10 protein-coding genes, 4 tRNA genes and 1 pseudogene are annotated in these 15,562 nt (G+C 68.1%); all 15 read right to left on the bottom strand.

The genetic code is table 11. The features are described 5' to 3' along the window. Nucleotides 1-43: 43 nt before the first annotated feature. A tRNA-Sec gene (locus tag ACQ86G_RS29825) sits at nt 44-136 on the bottom strand. A 16-nt stretch (nt 137-152) separates the two neighbouring features. Beyond that, nucleotides 153-2,147, bottom strand: coding sequence for a selenocysteine-specific translation elongation factor (gene selB, locus ACQ86G_RS29830; protein WP_431258634.1), 1,995 nt, complete (start codon nt 2,145-2,147; stop codon nt 153-155). Continuing rightward, nucleotides 2,144-3,625: an L-seryl-tRNA(Sec) selenium transferase gene (selA, locus tag ACQ86G_RS29835; RefSeq protein ID WP_431258635.1), complete on the bottom strand. Its 1,482-nt coding sequence runs from the start codon at nt 3,623-3,625 to the stop codon at nt 2,144-2,146. Before selA ends, selB begins: the two co-directional genes overlap by 4 nt. A 2-nt stretch (nt 3,626-3,627) precedes the next feature. After that, a complete protein-coding gene (gene fdhE / locus ACQ86G_RS29840; protein ID WP_431258636.1) occupies nt 3,628-4,650 on the bottom strand; it encodes a formate dehydrogenase accessory protein FdhE in 1,023 nt (340 codons plus the stop codon). Beyond that, nucleotides 4,647-5,267, bottom strand: a complete 621-nt coding sequence (locus ACQ86G_RS29845) for a formate dehydrogenase subunit gamma (RefSeq protein ID WP_431258637.1) — start codon at nt 5,265-5,267, stop codon at nt 4,647-4,649. Before ACQ86G_RS29845 ends, fdhE begins: the two co-directional genes overlap by 4 nt. A gap of 17 nt (nt 5,268-5,284) precedes the next feature. Next, complete coding sequence (gene fdxH / locus ACQ86G_RS29850) at nt 5,285-6,265, bottom strand: formate dehydrogenase subunit beta (RefSeq protein ID WP_431258638.1); 981 nt, start codon at nt 6,263-6,265, stop codon at nt 5,285-5,287. A 12-nt stretch (nt 6,266-6,277) separates the two neighbouring features. Further along, nucleotides 6,278-9,345: pseudogene (gene fdnG / locus ACQ86G_RS29855) on the bottom strand (formate dehydrogenase-N subunit alpha). 373 nt (nt 9,346-9,718) lie between these two features. After that, complete coding sequence (gene apbC, locus ACQ86G_RS29860) at nt 9,719-10,813, bottom strand: iron-sulfur cluster carrier protein ApbC (RefSeq protein WP_431258639.1); 1,095 nt, start codon at nt 10,811-10,813, stop codon at nt 9,719-9,721. 152 nt (nt 10,814-10,965) lie between these two features. Further along, nucleotides 10,966-11,041, bottom strand: a tRNA-Lys gene (locus tag ACQ86G_RS29865). A 173-nt stretch (nt 11,042-11,214) separates the two neighbouring features. Further along, a tRNA-Lys gene (locus ACQ86G_RS29870) sits at nt 11,215-11,290 on the bottom strand. A gap of 47 nt (nt 11,291-11,337) precedes the next feature. After that, a tRNA-Lys gene (locus ACQ86G_RS29875) sits at nt 11,338-11,413 on the bottom strand. Nucleotides 11,414-11,504: 91 nt separating this feature from the next. Next, nucleotides 11,505-12,317 carry a tRNA threonylcarbamoyladenosine dehydratase gene (locus tag ACQ86G_RS29880; RefSeq protein WP_431258640.1) on the bottom strand — a complete coding sequence of 271 codons (813 nt, stop codon included), beginning with the start codon at nt 12,315-12,317 and terminating at the stop codon, nt 11,505-11,507. Nucleotides 12,318-12,367: 50 nt separating this feature from the next. After that, nucleotides 12,368-13,177: a tol-pal system protein YbgF gene (ybgF, locus tag ACQ86G_RS29885; protein WP_431258641.1), complete on the bottom strand. Its 810-nt coding sequence runs from the start codon at nt 13,175-13,177 to the stop codon at nt 12,368-12,370. A 9-nt stretch (nt 13,178-13,186) separates the two neighbouring features. Then, complete coding sequence (gene pal, locus ACQ86G_RS29890) at nt 13,187-13,717, bottom strand: peptidoglycan-associated lipoprotein Pal (RefSeq protein WP_431258642.1); 531 nt, start codon at nt 13,715-13,717, stop codon at nt 13,187-13,189. 276 nt (nt 13,718-13,993) lie between these two features. Continuing rightward, nucleotides 13,994-15,319 carry a Tol-Pal system beta propeller repeat protein TolB gene (tolB, locus tag ACQ86G_RS29895; RefSeq protein WP_431258643.1) on the bottom strand — a complete coding sequence of 442 codons (1,326 nt, stop codon included), beginning with the start codon at nt 15,317-15,319 and terminating at the stop codon, nt 13,994-13,996. Between the last annotated feature and the right edge of the window lie 243 nt (nt 15,320-15,562).

Here is a 15,562-nt window from a genome sequence, read left to right on the forward strand (position 1 = left end):
GTGAAGGGTGGGAGAAGGAACGCCGGGAGGGTGGAAAAGAGGGCGGAAGGAAATGGGAGTCGAACCCACCCGACGGCGCGTGGCGCCGTCCACCGGATTTGAAGTCCGGCCGATCCACCAGGATCGTTTTCCTTCCATGGATCGTGGCGCGCTCATGCGGCCTCGACGGCGTCGGCGCGGGTCGCGCCGCCGCCTTCATGATCGTCGAAGAACAGGCGGCTGTCGGTCCGCAGCCGGTGCGCATCGCCGACGCGCCGCAGCACGCCGACCTTGTCGAAGAATTCCAGCACCTGGATGGCGCGCTTGCGCCCGAGGCCGCTGCGGTCGCGGAACACCGCGGCCGTCACGTCGCCGCCGACGGCCGAGGCCCGCGCGATGCGCGCCAGTGCCTGGATGGCCTCGGGCGCGTAGTACAGGTCCTTGACGACCTGGAACAGCTCGCCCCGCTGCGACAGCCGCGCCAGCGTCGTGCGCACCAGCGCCTCCGGCTCGTGCGCGTCCTTGGCCAGGTCGCGCGCCCAGGCGCCCTCGAAGCCCGCCGACCGCAGTCGCGGCATCGCCTTCTGCGCGAGGCGCTCATCGAGCGCCGACAACTGGATGCCATGCGCGGGCAGATGCGCCGCGGCGCCGCTGATCGTCACCTGCCCGGCCGAGGACATCCGCCGCACGAGCGACTGCCACAGCGGCTCGGCCATCCGGGGCGCCGCCAGCCGTCGCCAGCGCGCGAGATCGGGGCCCAACTCCTCCGGCTGCTCCTCGTGATAACGCGCCAGGCGCGCCAGCGCGACGGCTTCCCACTGGGCGGTCTGCGCGGCACCGAGCGCCCAGACCGGGCCGTCGGCGCCCAGCACGACCGTCGACGCACCGGCCGCCGCCAGCAGCGTCACGCGGGCGTCGTGTGCCACGCCCTGGCCGGCGGCGAAGCGCGCGAGATCGACGCCCATCGGTGCCTGCGCCAGCAGGCCGGCGAGCCGCCGCGCAGGCGACGCCGCGGTCAGCGCGACAAGTTCCGCGAGCCGCTGCGGCGTGCGTCGATAGCGCGCGGGCGCCTGCGGATCGAGCACCACGCCGCCCGCCAGCGCGCGCGTCGCGGACGCGTCGCGCAGCACGACGCGATCACCGGCCCACGCGCCGATCGGGCGATGCAGCACCAGCTGCACGACCGCCTCGGCCCCGGGCTGCAGCGCGTCGAGCGTCGATCCGTCGACGCCGCCCAGCACCGCCACGGATCCGGTGACCTGCTCCGCGCCGACATGCACATGCACCGGCGCGCCGCCGCGCAACGGCCGAGACTCCCCGGACCACAGCCGCAGCCGCGCATCGAGGCGGTCGGTCCACTGCGCGATCTCCGGCGCGGCCAGCCATTGGCCGCGCTCGACCTCGTCCTTCTCCAGGCCGGCAAGACCGATGGCGACGCGCTGTCCCGCCGAGGCGCGCGTGGCCGGTTCGTTCTGCGCATGCAGGCTGCGCACGCGGCCCCGCCGCGGCGACTGGCCGGGCGCGGGCGGCAGCAGCAGGAGCTCGTCGCCGATCGCCACCTCGCCAGCATGCGCTGTGCCGGTGCAGACGGTGCCGACGCCGGCCAGACTGAACACACGATCCACCGCCAGACGGAAGCCGCGGCCCGCGACCTCGCGCGGCGGCAGCGCCGCCGCCTCGGCGATCAGGTGCTCGCGCAATTCACGCACCCCCTCACCCAGCGTCGCCGAAACCTCGAACACCGCCGCCTGCGCCAGCGAGGTACCGGCCACGAGCGCACGGACCTCCTCGCGCCGCTGCCTGCATGTCGCCGCGTCGACGCGGTCGCACTTCGTCAGCGCGATCGTGCCGCGCCGGATCCCGAGCAGCGACAACAGTGCCAGATGCTCGCGGGTCTGCGGCATCACGCCGTCGTCGGCGGCGACCAGCAGCAGCGCATGGTCGATGCCGGTCGCCCCTGACAGCATCGTGTGGACGAGGCGTTCGTGCCCCGGCACGTCGACGAACCCGATGCGCAAGGCCTCGCCGGCCTCCAGGAACGCGTAGCCGAGCGCAATGCTGATGCCGCGCCGCTTCTCCTCGGGCAGCCGGTCCGTGTCGACGCCAGTCAACGCCTTCACCAGCGTCGTCTTGCCATGGTCGATGTGGCCGGCGGTTCCGACGATCATGCGAGCGACTCCTTCAGCCGCGCGAGCTGCTCGATGAAGTCGGGCTCCTCGCGAGCCTCGTCGAGGCAGCGCAGGTCCATCCAGAGTTCGTCCGCCTGCACGCGGGCGATGACCGGCAGCGGCAACGAGCGCAGCGCCGTGAGCAGCTCGTCGAGCGCGCGACCGGTGCCGCGCTTGCCCGGCAGCCTCGGCGTCAGCACGAGGCCTGCCGACGGCAGCGTCTCCACCGGCAACGAGCCCGAGCCGATCTGCCCGCGCATCGCGCTCACGCGCGCGTCGAAACGCGGCGCGACGGCCTCCTCCACGCGCGACAGCAGCCGCTGCGCCTGCGCCTCGATCTGGTCGACCGGGCGCGTCAGCAGCCGCAGCGTCGGCAGGTCCTGCGTCAGGCGGTCCGGCTGCAGGTACAGGCGCAGCGTCGCCTCCAGCGCGGCCATCGGCAGCTTGGACAGCCGCAACGCGCGCTTCATCGGGAACTTGCGGATCTTCTGCACCAGGTCCCGGCGCCCCACGATCAGTCCCGCCTGCGGCCCGCCCAGCAGCTTGTCGCCGCTGAAGGTCACGACGTCGCAGCCGTCGGCCAGCATCGCCTGCGGCAGCGGCTCGGCCGGCAGCCCCCATTGCGCCAGGTCGACCAGCGAGCCGCTGCCGAGGTCCGTCATCAGCGGCACGCCCGCGGCCTTCGCGATCGGCGCAAGTTCGGCCTCGCTGACCGACGACGTGAAGCCGTGGATCGCATAGTTGCTGGTGTGGACCTTCATCAGCAGCGCGGTCCCGGGACCGATGGCCGATTCGTAGTCCCGCGCGTGCGTGCGGTTGGTCGTGCCGACCTCCACCAGCCGCGCCCCCGCCGCCGCCATCACATCGGGCATGCGGAACGCGCCGCCGATCTCGACCAGCTCGCCGCGCGACACGACCGCTTCCTTGCCGCCGGCCAGCGCGGCGATGCCCAGCAGCACCGCGGCGGCGTTGTTGTTGACGACCGTCGCCGCCTCGGCACCGGTGATGTCGCAGAGCAGCGATTCGACGAGGCTGTCGCGGTCGCCGCGCTCGCCGCGCGCGAGGTCGAACTCCAGGTTGTTGGGCGAGCTCATGCAGGCCAGCACGTGGCGCAGCGCCTCGTCGGCGAGCAGCGCGCGACCCAGGTTGGTGTGCAGCACCGTGCCGGTGAGGTTGATCACGCGGCGCATGCGCGGCGCGAGACGCTCGACGCAATGACGCTCGAGTTCGACCGGCAGGCGGTGGAGTTCATCCACCGTCAGGGCGTCGGTCAGTGCGCGTTCGCGCGACGATTCGAGCAGCCGGCGCGCCTCGGCGGCGACGAAGGCATGGCCGTGTCTCGCCATCAGGTGCGTCACGGCCGGATCGCGCAGCAGGCGATCGACGGAGGGGAGGTCCTTGGGGGCCGCGACCGGATCGGAACTTCTGACCGGGGAGCCTGCCGTCGGACCATGAACCATGGATGCCTCGGGCTTCATGCTCAGCGTCCTCCGGGATCGGGAGGCGGCGCGCCGCCGCTCGATGCGTCGGCCTCCCCCAGGATCAGCAGCGGATTGAAGCCCTGGCGCACCAGCCCCAGTTCACCGACCAGCAGGTCCAGCGTCAAGGTCGCCAGGTCGTCGGCCAGCGGCTCGACCTGCAGGTCCTTTTCCATGTGGACCTGCTTCAGGTAATGCCCGCAGGTCTCGCAGCATTCGGCCGCGACCGCGTCGGACTTGTTGCCGTCGTCGTCGACCAGGCTCTGGAAGGTGATGCCCTTCGTGCCCTGGCAGTGCGTGCACTTGATGCGCACGTAGTGCCACTGCGCGCCGCAGAGCGAGCAGGCGAGGAAGCGCTGCCCGGACTGCTCGGCCGCGATGCGCGTGATCGACGCCACCGGACGCGAGCCGCAGCAGGGGCAGACCGTCGGGTCGTCGATCATGCCGAAGGGCGCGACGTGTTCGCCCTGGTCGCTGGCGTCGTAGCGCTGCTGCAGCTGCACGACGAGCCGGGACCAGTACACCTGCAAGGCCGCGGCGATCAGCGGCGCGGAGGCCGGGTCCAGGCCCGGTGCACCGCCCGCGAGCAACGCGGCCGCCTGGTGCTCCAGCCAGTCGCCCTCGGCGTCCGCGAGCTGCCTGATCTGCGCCTTCGCCGGTTCGGGGATCGCCGCCGCGCCCATCGCGCGCAGCAGCGCGCGGAGTTCCTCGCGCCACACCGGATCGCGCGGATACGTCGCCACGTCCAGCGGCGGCAGCCCGCCGACCATCGCGCTGTTGACCAGCACCTCGGCCGGCAGCGCCAGCGCGTCGGGCCGCTTGAAGCGCTCATGCTGCGCCTGCGCCAGCTCGGCCACGAAGAGCAGGTAATCCCGCATCGCATGCCCCTCGGCCAACTGCCTCAGGCGCACGGCGCGCTCGGCGAAGAGTCCGGGATCGGGCACCTTCACCGGCGCGGCGCGCGCGCCGGCGTTGACCGCGATCTCTTCCGGGGTCATGACCCGGATGGGGCTGGAAGACGTCATGCGCGAGGCCGCTCCTTCACTTCCTTGTGCCACAGCGGATGATGGTGCGCGGCCCAGGTGTCGGTGACCGTACCACGGGTCATCGCCCGGAACGAGCCCTGCACCCAGATGGCCGCGTAAACGTGGATGATGATCGTCAGGATCAGGATCGCCGCCGACGCCGAATGCAGCAGCACCGCGATGCGCCGCATCAGGATGTTGCCCTCGGGAAACCAGGCGTGCCAGAACATGAAACCGGTGACGAGCAGGATGCTCAGCGTCACCACCATGATCCAGAAGACGATCTTCTGCCCGGCGTTGTACTTCGCGGCCGGCTGGACGTCCTCCTTGCCAGCGCCGCTGATCATGGCCGGGCTCTGGCGCATCCACTGCGAGTCGGCGCCGATCCACAGGTTGTCCCGCCACATCCGCGCCGCGAGGAACGCGAACGCGATCACCATGCCCAGCCCCATATAGGGATGCAGCACGCGCGTCCACGGCCCGCCGCCGAAGAGGTTGCTCAGGAAGAAGAGGCTCGGGTGGAAGAAGGCCAGGCCCGAGAGCCCGGCGCACAGGAACAGCAGCACGATGAGCCAGTGGTTGAGCCGCTGGCTGTCGCGATAGCGTTGCAGCAACATGAGGATCTCCCGGTGGGTCAGAGGCCGCCGCTGGGCGGGGTGTACGAGGTGCGCCGCGGCTCGCCGCCGGAGGGGACGTCAGGCCCTTCGCCGTGCTTCGCGCGCTCGTAGGCCAGCTCCTCCTCGGGATCCGGCTCGTCGTGTGCCGTCTTCTGCGGACCGACCTTCATGTAATGGAAGAAGCCGGCCACCGCCGCGCCGACCATCGCGGCCACGGCCAACGGCTTCGCCGCGCCCTTCCACAGCGACACGAACGGGCTGATCTGCGGATCCTTCGGCAGCCCGTGATAGAGCCCCGGCTGGTCCGCATGCTGCAGCACGTACATCACGTGCGTGCCGCCGACGCCCTGCGGGTCGTAGACGCCGGCGTTCGTGTAGCCGCGTTCCTTCAGATCGACGATGCGTTCGGCGGCGAACTCATGCATGTCCTCCTTGGAGCCGAAACGGATCGCGCCGGTCGGACAGGCCTTCACGCACGCCGGCTCCAGGCCGACGCCGACGCGGTCCGAGCACAGGCTGCACTTGTAGGCCTTGTTGTCGGCCTTGCTGATGCGCGGCACGTCGAACGGACAGCCCGTCACGCAGTTGCCGCAGCCGACGCAGTGCTCCGAGATGAAGTCAACGATGCCGTTCTGGTACTTCACGATCGCGCCCGGCGCGGGACAGGCCTTCAGGCAGCCGGGATCCTCGCAATGCATGCAGCCGTCCTTGCGGATCAGCCATTCGAGCTTGTTCTCGACGACCTCCACTTCGGAGAAGCGCATCACCGTCCACGACTGCGGCGTCAGGTCGCGCGGGTTGTCGTAGGTGCCGTGGGTCTCGCCCACGTCGTCGCGCAGGTCGTTCCACTGCATGCAGGCGACCTGGCAGGCCTTGCAGCCGATGCACGAGGAGACGTCGATCAGCTTGGCGACTTCCGTCGTCGTGCGTCGCGCGTCGGGGCTGGGCAGCGTCGTCGCGGAGCGCTTGGCGATGTCGAGGGATTGCAATGAAGACATGGCGTGGGCTCCTCAAGCTTTCTCGATGTTGACGGTGAAGCTCTTGAACTCCGGCGTCTGGGTGTTGGCGTCGCCCACGAAGGGGTCAGCGTGTTCACCAGATAACCGGGCTTGGCCACGCCGACGAAGCCCCAGTGGTTCGGCAGGCCCACCGTGTGGACCCGCTTGCCGCCGACATCGAGCGAGGCCACGCGCTTGGTCACCACCGCCACGGCCTTGATGAAGCCGCGGTTGGAGCTGACCTTCACCTGATCGCCGTTGGCGATGCCCTTGTCCTTGGCGAGTTCCTCGCCGATCTCCACGAACTGCTGCGGCTGGATGATGGCGCTGGTGCGGACGTTCTTGGTCCAGTAGTGGAAGTGCTCGGTGAGCCGGTAGCTCGTCGCCACGTACGGGAACTTGTCCGGCTTGCCGAAGGCCTCGCGGTCGGCCTTGAACACCCGGCCGGCCGGGTTGTTCATCGCCTTGGCGTTGGTCGGGTGCATCGGGTTGACGGTGAGCGGCGACTCGAAGGGCTCGTAGTGCTCGGGCAGCGGACCGTCCACCATGCCGCTGGGCGCGAACAGCCGTGCGACGCCCTCGGCGGTCATGATGAACGGCCGCACCGCGTCCTCGTCGTTGGGGTTGGCGTCCGGCCGGATGTCCGGCACGTCGGAACCGCCCCACTTGTCGGTGTAGCTGATCAGTCGCCGCTTCGGATTCCACGGCTTGCCGCTCGGATCGCAGGACGCGGCGTTGTAGAGCACGCGCCGGTTCGCCGGCCAGGCCCAGGCCCAGTTCAGCGTCTGGCCGATGCCCCACGGATCGCTGTCGTCGCGCCGCGCCATCTGGTTGCCGGCCTGCGTCCACGCCCCGGCGTAGATCCAGCAGCCGCTGGACGTGCTGCCGTCGTCGCGCAGCAGTGCGAAGCCCGAGAGCTGCTCGCCCGCCTTCGCCAGCACCTTGGTCGCGTCCTTCGGATCGGTCACGTCGGCCAGCGCCTTGCCGTTGAACTCCATCGCCAGTTCCTCGGCCGAGGGGCTGTTCGGGATCTTGTACGGCCAGCTCAGGTTGACGATCGGATCGGGGAAGGCGCCGCCGTCCTTCTGGTACATCGTCCGCAGTCGCAGGAAGATCTCCGCGATGATCTCCGCATCGCCCTTGGCCTCGCCGGGAGGCTCGGCGCCCTTCCAGTGCCACTGCAGCCAGCGGCCGGAGTTGGTCAGCGAGCCGTCCTCCTCGGCGAAGCAGGTGCTCGGGAACCGGAACACCACGGTCTGGATCTCTTCCGTCTTCACGTCGTTGTGCTCGCCGTAGTTCTTCCAGAACTCGGCGGTCTCCGTGTTGAGCGGATCGATGATGGCGAGGAACTTCAGCTTGGACAGGCTCTCGACCACCTTCTTCTTGTTGGGGAACGATCCGACCGGGTTGAAGCCCTGGCAGATGTAGCCGTTGACCTTGCCCTGATGCATCAGGTCGAACGCCTGCAGCACGTCGTAGCCCTTGTCCCACTTCGGCAGGTAGTGGTAGGCCCAGTCGTTCTCCTTGGTCGCGGCCTTGCCCCACCACGCCTTCTGCTGACTGACGAAGAACTTCGGATAGTTCTGCCAGAAGCTCATCTGGTTGGGGCGCAGCGGCTTGAGCGCCTTGGTCTTGTAGTAGGTCTCGAGGTCCTGCTCCGAGTCCTTGGGCAGCGTCATGTAGCCGGTCAGCGAGGTCGACAGCAGGCCCAGGTCGGTGAGGCCCTGGATGTTGCTGTGGCCGCGCAGCGCGTTCATGCCGCCGCCGGGCTGGCCGATGTTGCCCAGCAGCAGCTGCACCAAGGCGCCGGTGCGGATGATCTGCGAGCCCTGGCTGTGCTGCGTCCAGCCCAGCGCGTACAGGATCGTCATCACCTTGCCCGGGACCGAGGTCTCGCCGATCTGCCGGCAGATCTCGACGAACTTGTCCTTGGGCGTGCCGGTGATCTCGCTGACCTTCTCCGGCGTGTAGCGCGAGAAGTGGGTCTTCATGACGTTGAGCACGCAGCGCGGATGCTGCATCGTCATGTCGACCTTGGCGAAGCCCTTCTCGTCCATCTCGTAGGCCCACGACGCATTGCTGTAGGCGCGCTTGGCCTCGTCGTAGCCGGAGAAGATCCCGTCCTCGAACTTGTAGCCCTCATTGATGATGAAGGGCGCGTTCGTGTAGTGCCGGACGTACTCGGTCTGGATCTTGTTGTTGCTCAACAGGTAATTGATCACCCCGCCCAGGAAGGCGATGTCGGAGCCCGCGCGGATCGGCGCGTAGTAATCGCTCATCGCGGCCGAGCGCGTGAAGCGGGGATCGACGACGATCAGCCGCGCCTTGTTGTGGTGCTTGGCCTCGATCACCCACTTGAAGCCGCAGGGATGCGCCTCGGCGGCGTTGCCGCCCATGATCAGCACGAGGTCGGCGTTCTTGATGTCCACCCAGTGGTTGGTCATCGCGCCGCGTCCGAACGTCGGGGCCAGACTGGCCACCGTCGGTCCGTGTCAAACGCGGGCCTGGTTGTCGAACGCGAGCAGCCCCATCGAGCGCATCGCCTTGTGGGTGATGTAGCCCGATTCGTTCGAGGACGCGGACGCGCAGATCATGCCGGTCGAGAGCCAGCGGTTGACGGGCTTGCCGTCCGCGTTGGTCGCGATGAAGTTGGCGTCGCGGTCGGCCTTGAGCAGCTTCACGAAACGGTCCATCGCCTCGTTCCAGCTGACGCGCTTCCACTCCTTGGCGCCGGCCTCGCGGATCTCCGGATACTTCAGCCGGTTGGGGCTGTGGACGAAGTCCAGCAGGCCCGCGCCCTTCGGGCACAAGGTGCCGCGATTGACCGGGTGATCGGGGTCGCCCTCGATGTGGATGATCTCGGAGGTGACGTTCTTCGCCTTGTCCCCGAGCGAGTACATGATGATCCCGCAACCCACCGAGCAATAGGGGCAGGTGTTGCGGGTCTCGGTCGCCCGGGCAAGCTTGAACTGGCGTGTCTCGGCCAGTGCGGCAGTCGGGGAGAACCCCAGCGCCACGAGGCTGGAGCCCATCACGGCCGCCCCGCTCACCCGGAAGAAGTGCCTCCGGTTCATGTCCATCTTGTGCCTCCTGGGCTCGCCGTTCAGGCGACCTGGGTGAAATGCACGACCGTCACGCGGCCCGTTCGAGCATTTCGGCACAAAGCATCGGCTTTGTCCAATGGGGAGTCACCCTCTCGCGAGAGGAAGAACCGCAACGCGCACCGGGCTTGACGGTGGCTTTTCCGGAGCGGATCTTTTGTGCGGTGCAGCGGGGGCTCGTGTCGTCGCGGGGGTTGCATGCATCGATCGGAGCGCCCCGCCGCGCGAGCGGGTGCCCCTCGCCGCTCACAGTATTCCCTTCGGTCAGGGTTCGCTATGAGGGGCACCCGCCCGCGCGGCTCCCGTTGCGGTGCAGCACGGCGGCGAGGCTGCCAGCGCGTGCGTTGGGGGGTCAGGTGTTTTTCGAGATGGTGATCGTCGGGAATTTCGACGAGTAGTCCTTCGCCTGGCCGGCAAGCTTCACGGCGATCTTGCGCGCGATCTGCTTGTAGGCCTGGGCGTGGACGCCGTCGGGCTCGGCGACGACCGTCGGCTTGCCGCTGTCGGCCTGCTCCCGGATGGACAGCGCCAGCGGCAGCGAGCCGAGCAGTTCCTGGCTGTACTGGTCCGCCATGCGCTGACCGCCCCCGCTGCCGAAGATGTGCTCGGCATGGCCGCACTGGCTGCAGATGTGGATGGCCATGTTCTCGACGATGCCCAGGATCGGCACGCCGACCTTCTCGAACATCTTCAGGCCCTTCTTCGCATCGATCAGCGCGATGTCCTGCGGCGTGGTCACGATCACCGAGCCGCTCACCGGCACGCGCTGCGACAAGGTCAGCTGGATGTCGCCGGTGCCCGGCGGCATGTCGATGACGAGGTAGTCCAGGTCGCGCCAGCGCGTCTGGCGCAGCAGCTGCTCCAGCGCCTGCGTGGCCATCGGGCCGCGCCAGACCATCGCCTGGTCATCCTCGACCAGGAAGCCGATCGACATCAGTTGCAGGCCGTGGGATTCCAGCGGCTCCATCGTCTGGCCATCGGTGCTCTCGGGACGCCCGCTGATGCCCAGCATCAAGGGCAGGCTCGGGCCGTAGATGTCGGCATCGAGCAGGCCGACGGTCGCGCCTTCGGCCGACAGCGCCAGCGCCAGGTTGGCCGCCGTCGTGCTCTTGCCGACGCCGCCCTTGCCGGACGCCACCGCGATGATGTTCTTCACCCCGGGCAGCAGTTGCACGCCACGCTGGACGGCATGGGCGGTGATCTTCGTCGTCACGCCGACGCTGACATTGCCGACGCCCGGCACCGAGCGCGCCGCCTCGACCAGCGCGGCACGCAGCGCATCGACCTGGCTGGCCGCCGGGTAGCCCAGTTCGATCTCGAAGCTGACCGCGTCACCCTGCACCTTCAACTGGCGCAGTTGCTTCGTGGAGACGAAGTCGCGGCCGGTGTTGGGGTCGACGACCTGTTGCAGGGCCTGCAGCAGCGTGGTTTCTTGGATCTGGGACATGTCGGGGAAGGCAGGTGACGGTCTGAGGAATCTGGCAGTCAGTCTAGCTGAGCAGACAAAACCCGATACCGGCAGGCGTTTGACGTCGACCCGGTCGAGTTTCGGCGCGCCAATGACAAAGGGGTTGCAGCACTGCTGCAACCCCTTTTATTTGGTGGGCCCTGAAGGATTCGAACCTTCGACCAACGGATTAAGAGTCCGCTGCTCTACCAACTGAGCTAAGAGCCCGAAATTCTTTTCGTTCCTCAAGTTTCTGCTGAAACTTGCGAAGCCGAGATTATGTCAGATATTTTGATCTCGTCACGCCAAATCCTCTCTGACATCGTTTCGTCGTCCGTGAATCGCACGCTGATCGTTGTCGATCAACACGTTCTTCTCTCTGACGATCCGACAAGGATCGGTGGTGGGCCCTGAAGGATTCGAACCTTCGACCAACGGATTAAGAGTCCGCTGCTCTACCAACTGAGCTAAGAGCCCCCGAGAAATCAACCGCCAGTCATTCCACTGACAGTCATCTGAAGCGATGGTGGGTCGTGCAGGATTCGAACCTGCGACCAACGGATTAAAAGTCCGCTGCTCTACCGACTGAGCTAACGACCCGAAGCCTGCTTCAAGCAGTGAAAGCCAAGTCGAACCCGCCTCGGCTCCTCTGCATCGCTTCGAGGTGTTTGCCCCTCAGCAGAGCCTCACATTATAGGACGGTTTTTTGCGCACGCGCAAGCGTCTTCAAATACCTTGTCACCAGTTCGGCGGCGGCGGTCATGCCGAAGCCGGCCGTGACCGCGACGCTCGAGCCATAGCCGTGGCAATTCAGGTTGCCGTCGAGATCGCAGGCCTCGACCCCCTCTGGCCTCTTCACCGGTTCGCGCGAGAACACGCAGGTCACGCCCATCGCGCCCTGGCGCGGCGCGGCGTGGAACTTGCGCAGCCGCTGCCGCAGATTGGCCAGCAGCGGATCATGCGTCGTCTCGGACAGGTCGAGGATCTCGACGTCCTGCGGCCGGTGCTTGCCGCCCGCGGCGCCGATGCAGATCTGGGGCAGCTTGAGCGCCCTCGCCCACGCCGCGATCTGCGCCTTGGCCCGGACCTGGTCGCAGGCGTCGACGATGCCGTCGACCTGCACGTCGCCGAGCAGCGAGGGCCAGTTCTTGTCGTCGACGAAGTCCTCGACGGTGACGACCTCGCAGCCCGGGTGGATGTCCGCGATGCGCTGCTTGAGCGCCTCCGCCTTGGCCATGCCCAGCGTGCTGCCGAGCGCCTGCACCTGACGGTTGATGTTGGATTCGGCGACGTGGTCGAGGTCGATCAGCACCAGCCGCGCGACACCCATGCGCGCCAGCGCCTCGACGACCCAGGAGCCCACGCCGCCCAGCCCCACGACACAGAAACGCGCCGCGCGCAGCCGCGCGTAGTCCCGGTCGCCGTGCAGGCGGCGCAGACCGCCGAAGCGGCGCTCCGCGTCCGCTTCCAGATCGAGGGGGCCGTGCCCGGTCTCCAGACTCAAGATCGTTGCGCGCCGCAGCGCGTCCTCAGCAGGTCGAGATCAAGCAGGGATCAGCGCAGTCCCGCCGCGCGTTCCTTGGCCGCCTTGGCGGCCTCGCTGCCGGGATAGGCCTTCTGCAGGTCTTCCAGCGTCTTGCGGGCGCTCTTGGTGTCCTTGAGCTCGATCTGGCAGTTGGCGATCGCCAGCAGGCTCTCGGCCGCGCGCGGGTGGTCCGGGTTCGCGGCGACGAAGGCCTTGAAGGTCGCGATCGCGCCCTTGTAGTCGCGCTTGCCGTACTGCGCGTTGCCCAGCCAGAAGCGCACCGAGTCGGAGAAACCGCTCGCCGGAAAACGCGTCAGGAAGGACGTGAAGGCGGAGGTCGCCTCATTGAAATCGCCGCGCCGGATCAGGCCCATCGCGGCATCGAACTGGCGCTTCTCTTCCGGATCGGCCTGGAATTCCTTGCCGTCCAGCGACACCTTCTGCGGCTCCAGCGGGCGCAGCCGGTTGTCGAGCGTGGCCGACTGGTCGGTCACCTTGCGCTGGGTCTCGGACAGATCGCGCGCCAGCTGTTCGTTCTGGCCGCGCATCTTGGCCAGGTCCGATTTCAGCGCCTCGATCTGCCCGGACAGATCCAGCAGACCGCGTCGCGCGGTCTCGAGCTGGCTCTGCAGTTCCGTGACACGGGCACGCTGCGCATCGTCGTTCTGCGCCATCTTGGTCCGCAGGTCGAGGATGGCCTTGCGGGCCTCGTCGTCCTCGAACAGCGCCGCCCGCGCGGGGCCGGCGGCGCTCAGCGCCATCAGCACGCCGACCAGCACGGCCTTGGCCGTCGGGGTCGACGCGAACGGGAGGAAACGATCGCTACGCAGCATGCTCATGTCACCGGATTACTTGTCGCGCAGTTCGACGCGACGGTTCTTGGCCCAGGCCTCTTCGTTGTGGCCCGTGTCGGTCGGACGCTCCTTGCCGAAGCTCACCGCCTCGACCTGGGTCGACGTCACGCCCAGCAGCGTCAGCGACTTGGCGACGGCTTCGGCACGCTTCTGGCCCAGGGCCAGGTTGTACTCGCGGCCGCCGCGTTCGTCGGCGTGGCCTTCCAGGCTCAGCTGCAGCGTCTTCTTGTTGTTCAGGCGCTTGGCGTGGTTCTCGATCAGGCTGCGGTACTCGTCCTTGACGACGAAGCTGTCGAAGTCGAAGAACACGACGCGCTGGTTGGACACGGCGGCGTCCAGCTGGGCGCCGAGGTCGACGGTCTCGACCTTGCGCTGTGCGTTGGCGTTCGGATCGGCCACCGGGGCCTGTTGCGTCGGGACCGGCTCCTTGGTCTCGACCTTGGCAGGTTCATCCAGCTTGGTCGAGCTGCAGGCGGACAGGGCGGCCGCGGCCACCAGGCCAAGCATCAGTTTTTCGAATTTCATGGGCATACGCTCCTATGGGTCAAAGCGGGCGGGGAGTTACGGTCAGGACATGGCGGTGGACAGCGCCGCCGGTGAAGCCGCGGGGAACAACAATTGTGAATCATCGGCTAACACATCCGTGGGGCATGCAGGCCTGCACGGGCGGTTGGTCGAGTCGTCGCGATCACGCTTCGCACGGGACGGGCGAAGCGCGACGCCAACGTAGGCAATCCATGTGCCCGGCGTTGCGAAATCCTTCAATTCCTCGAACGGGGGCCACGCCGGCATCGTCGACGCTCAGTTGCCGAACGGGCCCCACGCCGGCTCCCGGATGTCCGAGACGCCGGGCGTGGCGAGCTTGGCCTTGACCTTGCCGTCGAGCGTCGTCGTCATCAGCACGTCGCGGCCGCCGGCGCGCGTGGCGTAGACGATCAGCTTGCCGTTGGGCGCGAAGCTGGGACTCTCGTCCTCGCTGGTGTCGGTGATCTGCTGGACCTGGCCGCTGCCGAGGTCCATCACGCACAGCTTGAAGGTGCCGCCGCCCACGCGGGTCACGTAGGCCATCGTGCGGCCATCGGGGCTGATGGACGGGCTGATGTTGTAGCTGCCGCTGAAGGTGACCCGCTCCGCGTTCCCGCCGCCAGCGGGCATGCGGTAGATCTGCGGCGCGCCGCCGCGGTCGCTGACGAAGTAGATCTGCGCGCCATCGGGCGAGAAGGTCGCCTCGGTGTCGATCGCCGAGGTCTGCGTCAGGCGCTTGGCGCCGGAGCCGTCCTTGTTGATCAGGTAGAGCTGCGAGCCGCCCTCGCGCGACAGCGTGACGACCAGCTGCTGGCCGTTCGGCGAGTACGACGGCGCGCTGTTGGTGCCGCGGAAGTCCGCCACCTTGCGGCGCTTGCCGGTGCGCAGGTCCTGGATCCAGACCACCGCCTTGCGCGACTCGAAGCTGACGTAGGCGACCTCGTTGCCGTCCGGCGACCAGGCCGGCGAGATGATCGCCTCGGGGCTGTTGAGCACGGTCTGCTCGCCCTCGCCGTCCGCGTCGGCGACGCGCAGCGAGTAGCGCGGACCGGCCTTGTTCACGTAGACCAGCCGCGTGGCGAAGACGCCGCGCTCGCCGGTGAGCTTCTGGTAGATCGTGTCGGCGATCTTGTGCGCCGCCAGGCGCAGGTCGCCGGCGACGACGGGGATGCTCTCGCTGCCCACGTCGGCGCCCTTGACGACATCCCAGAGCCGGTAGCGGACGTCGAAGCGTCCGTCGGCCAGCCGGGTCGCGGAACCGGCCGCCAGCGCATCGGCGGCGCGCGCGCGCCAGTCGACGAACTGGGGTTGGGAGGTCTCGCTCATGCCGGTCTGGCCGGGCACGATGCTGAACTGGCCGCTGCGCTCGAGGTCGGCGCGGATGATCGCGGCCAGGGGCTGGCCGGTGGCCGATTCGTTGTTGAAATCGCTGATCGCGATCGGCAGCCGGGTGGCGCCGACACCGGCGATCTCGACCCGGAACTGCGCGAGCGACGGCATCGCCAGCCCTGCGGCCAGGCCGCCGAGCAGTCCACGGCGCGTCAACGCGCTGATGCCGGGAGGAAGAAGAGCGGAGGGGGTGGCAATCGTCTTGGTGCTCATCGGCTTGCGGAACGAATGGAGGCCTGATTGTGCCCGAGGCCTGGACAGGGGTCGCGACTCGGCGAGGTTACAAAGGGCAAGGCCAACGGCAAGCGGCGCGCCACCCTCTCCTTCAACAAGTCAGTGACCGACCTGGACCAGCCGGTACCGCGCGAATCCTTGATGAGTCCCGGCCATGGCGCGAGGGCCTCCCGTTTTCCAGAATGACGGTTTTCGCTCGCACACCGGATCCCCCGGACACAT

Source organism: Roseateles chitinivorans (assembly GCF_050632145.1).
In the GTDB taxonomy this organism is placed as follows: domain Bacteria; phylum Pseudomonadota; class Gammaproteobacteria; order Burkholderiales; family Burkholderiaceae_C; genus Roseateles; species Roseateles chitinivorans_B.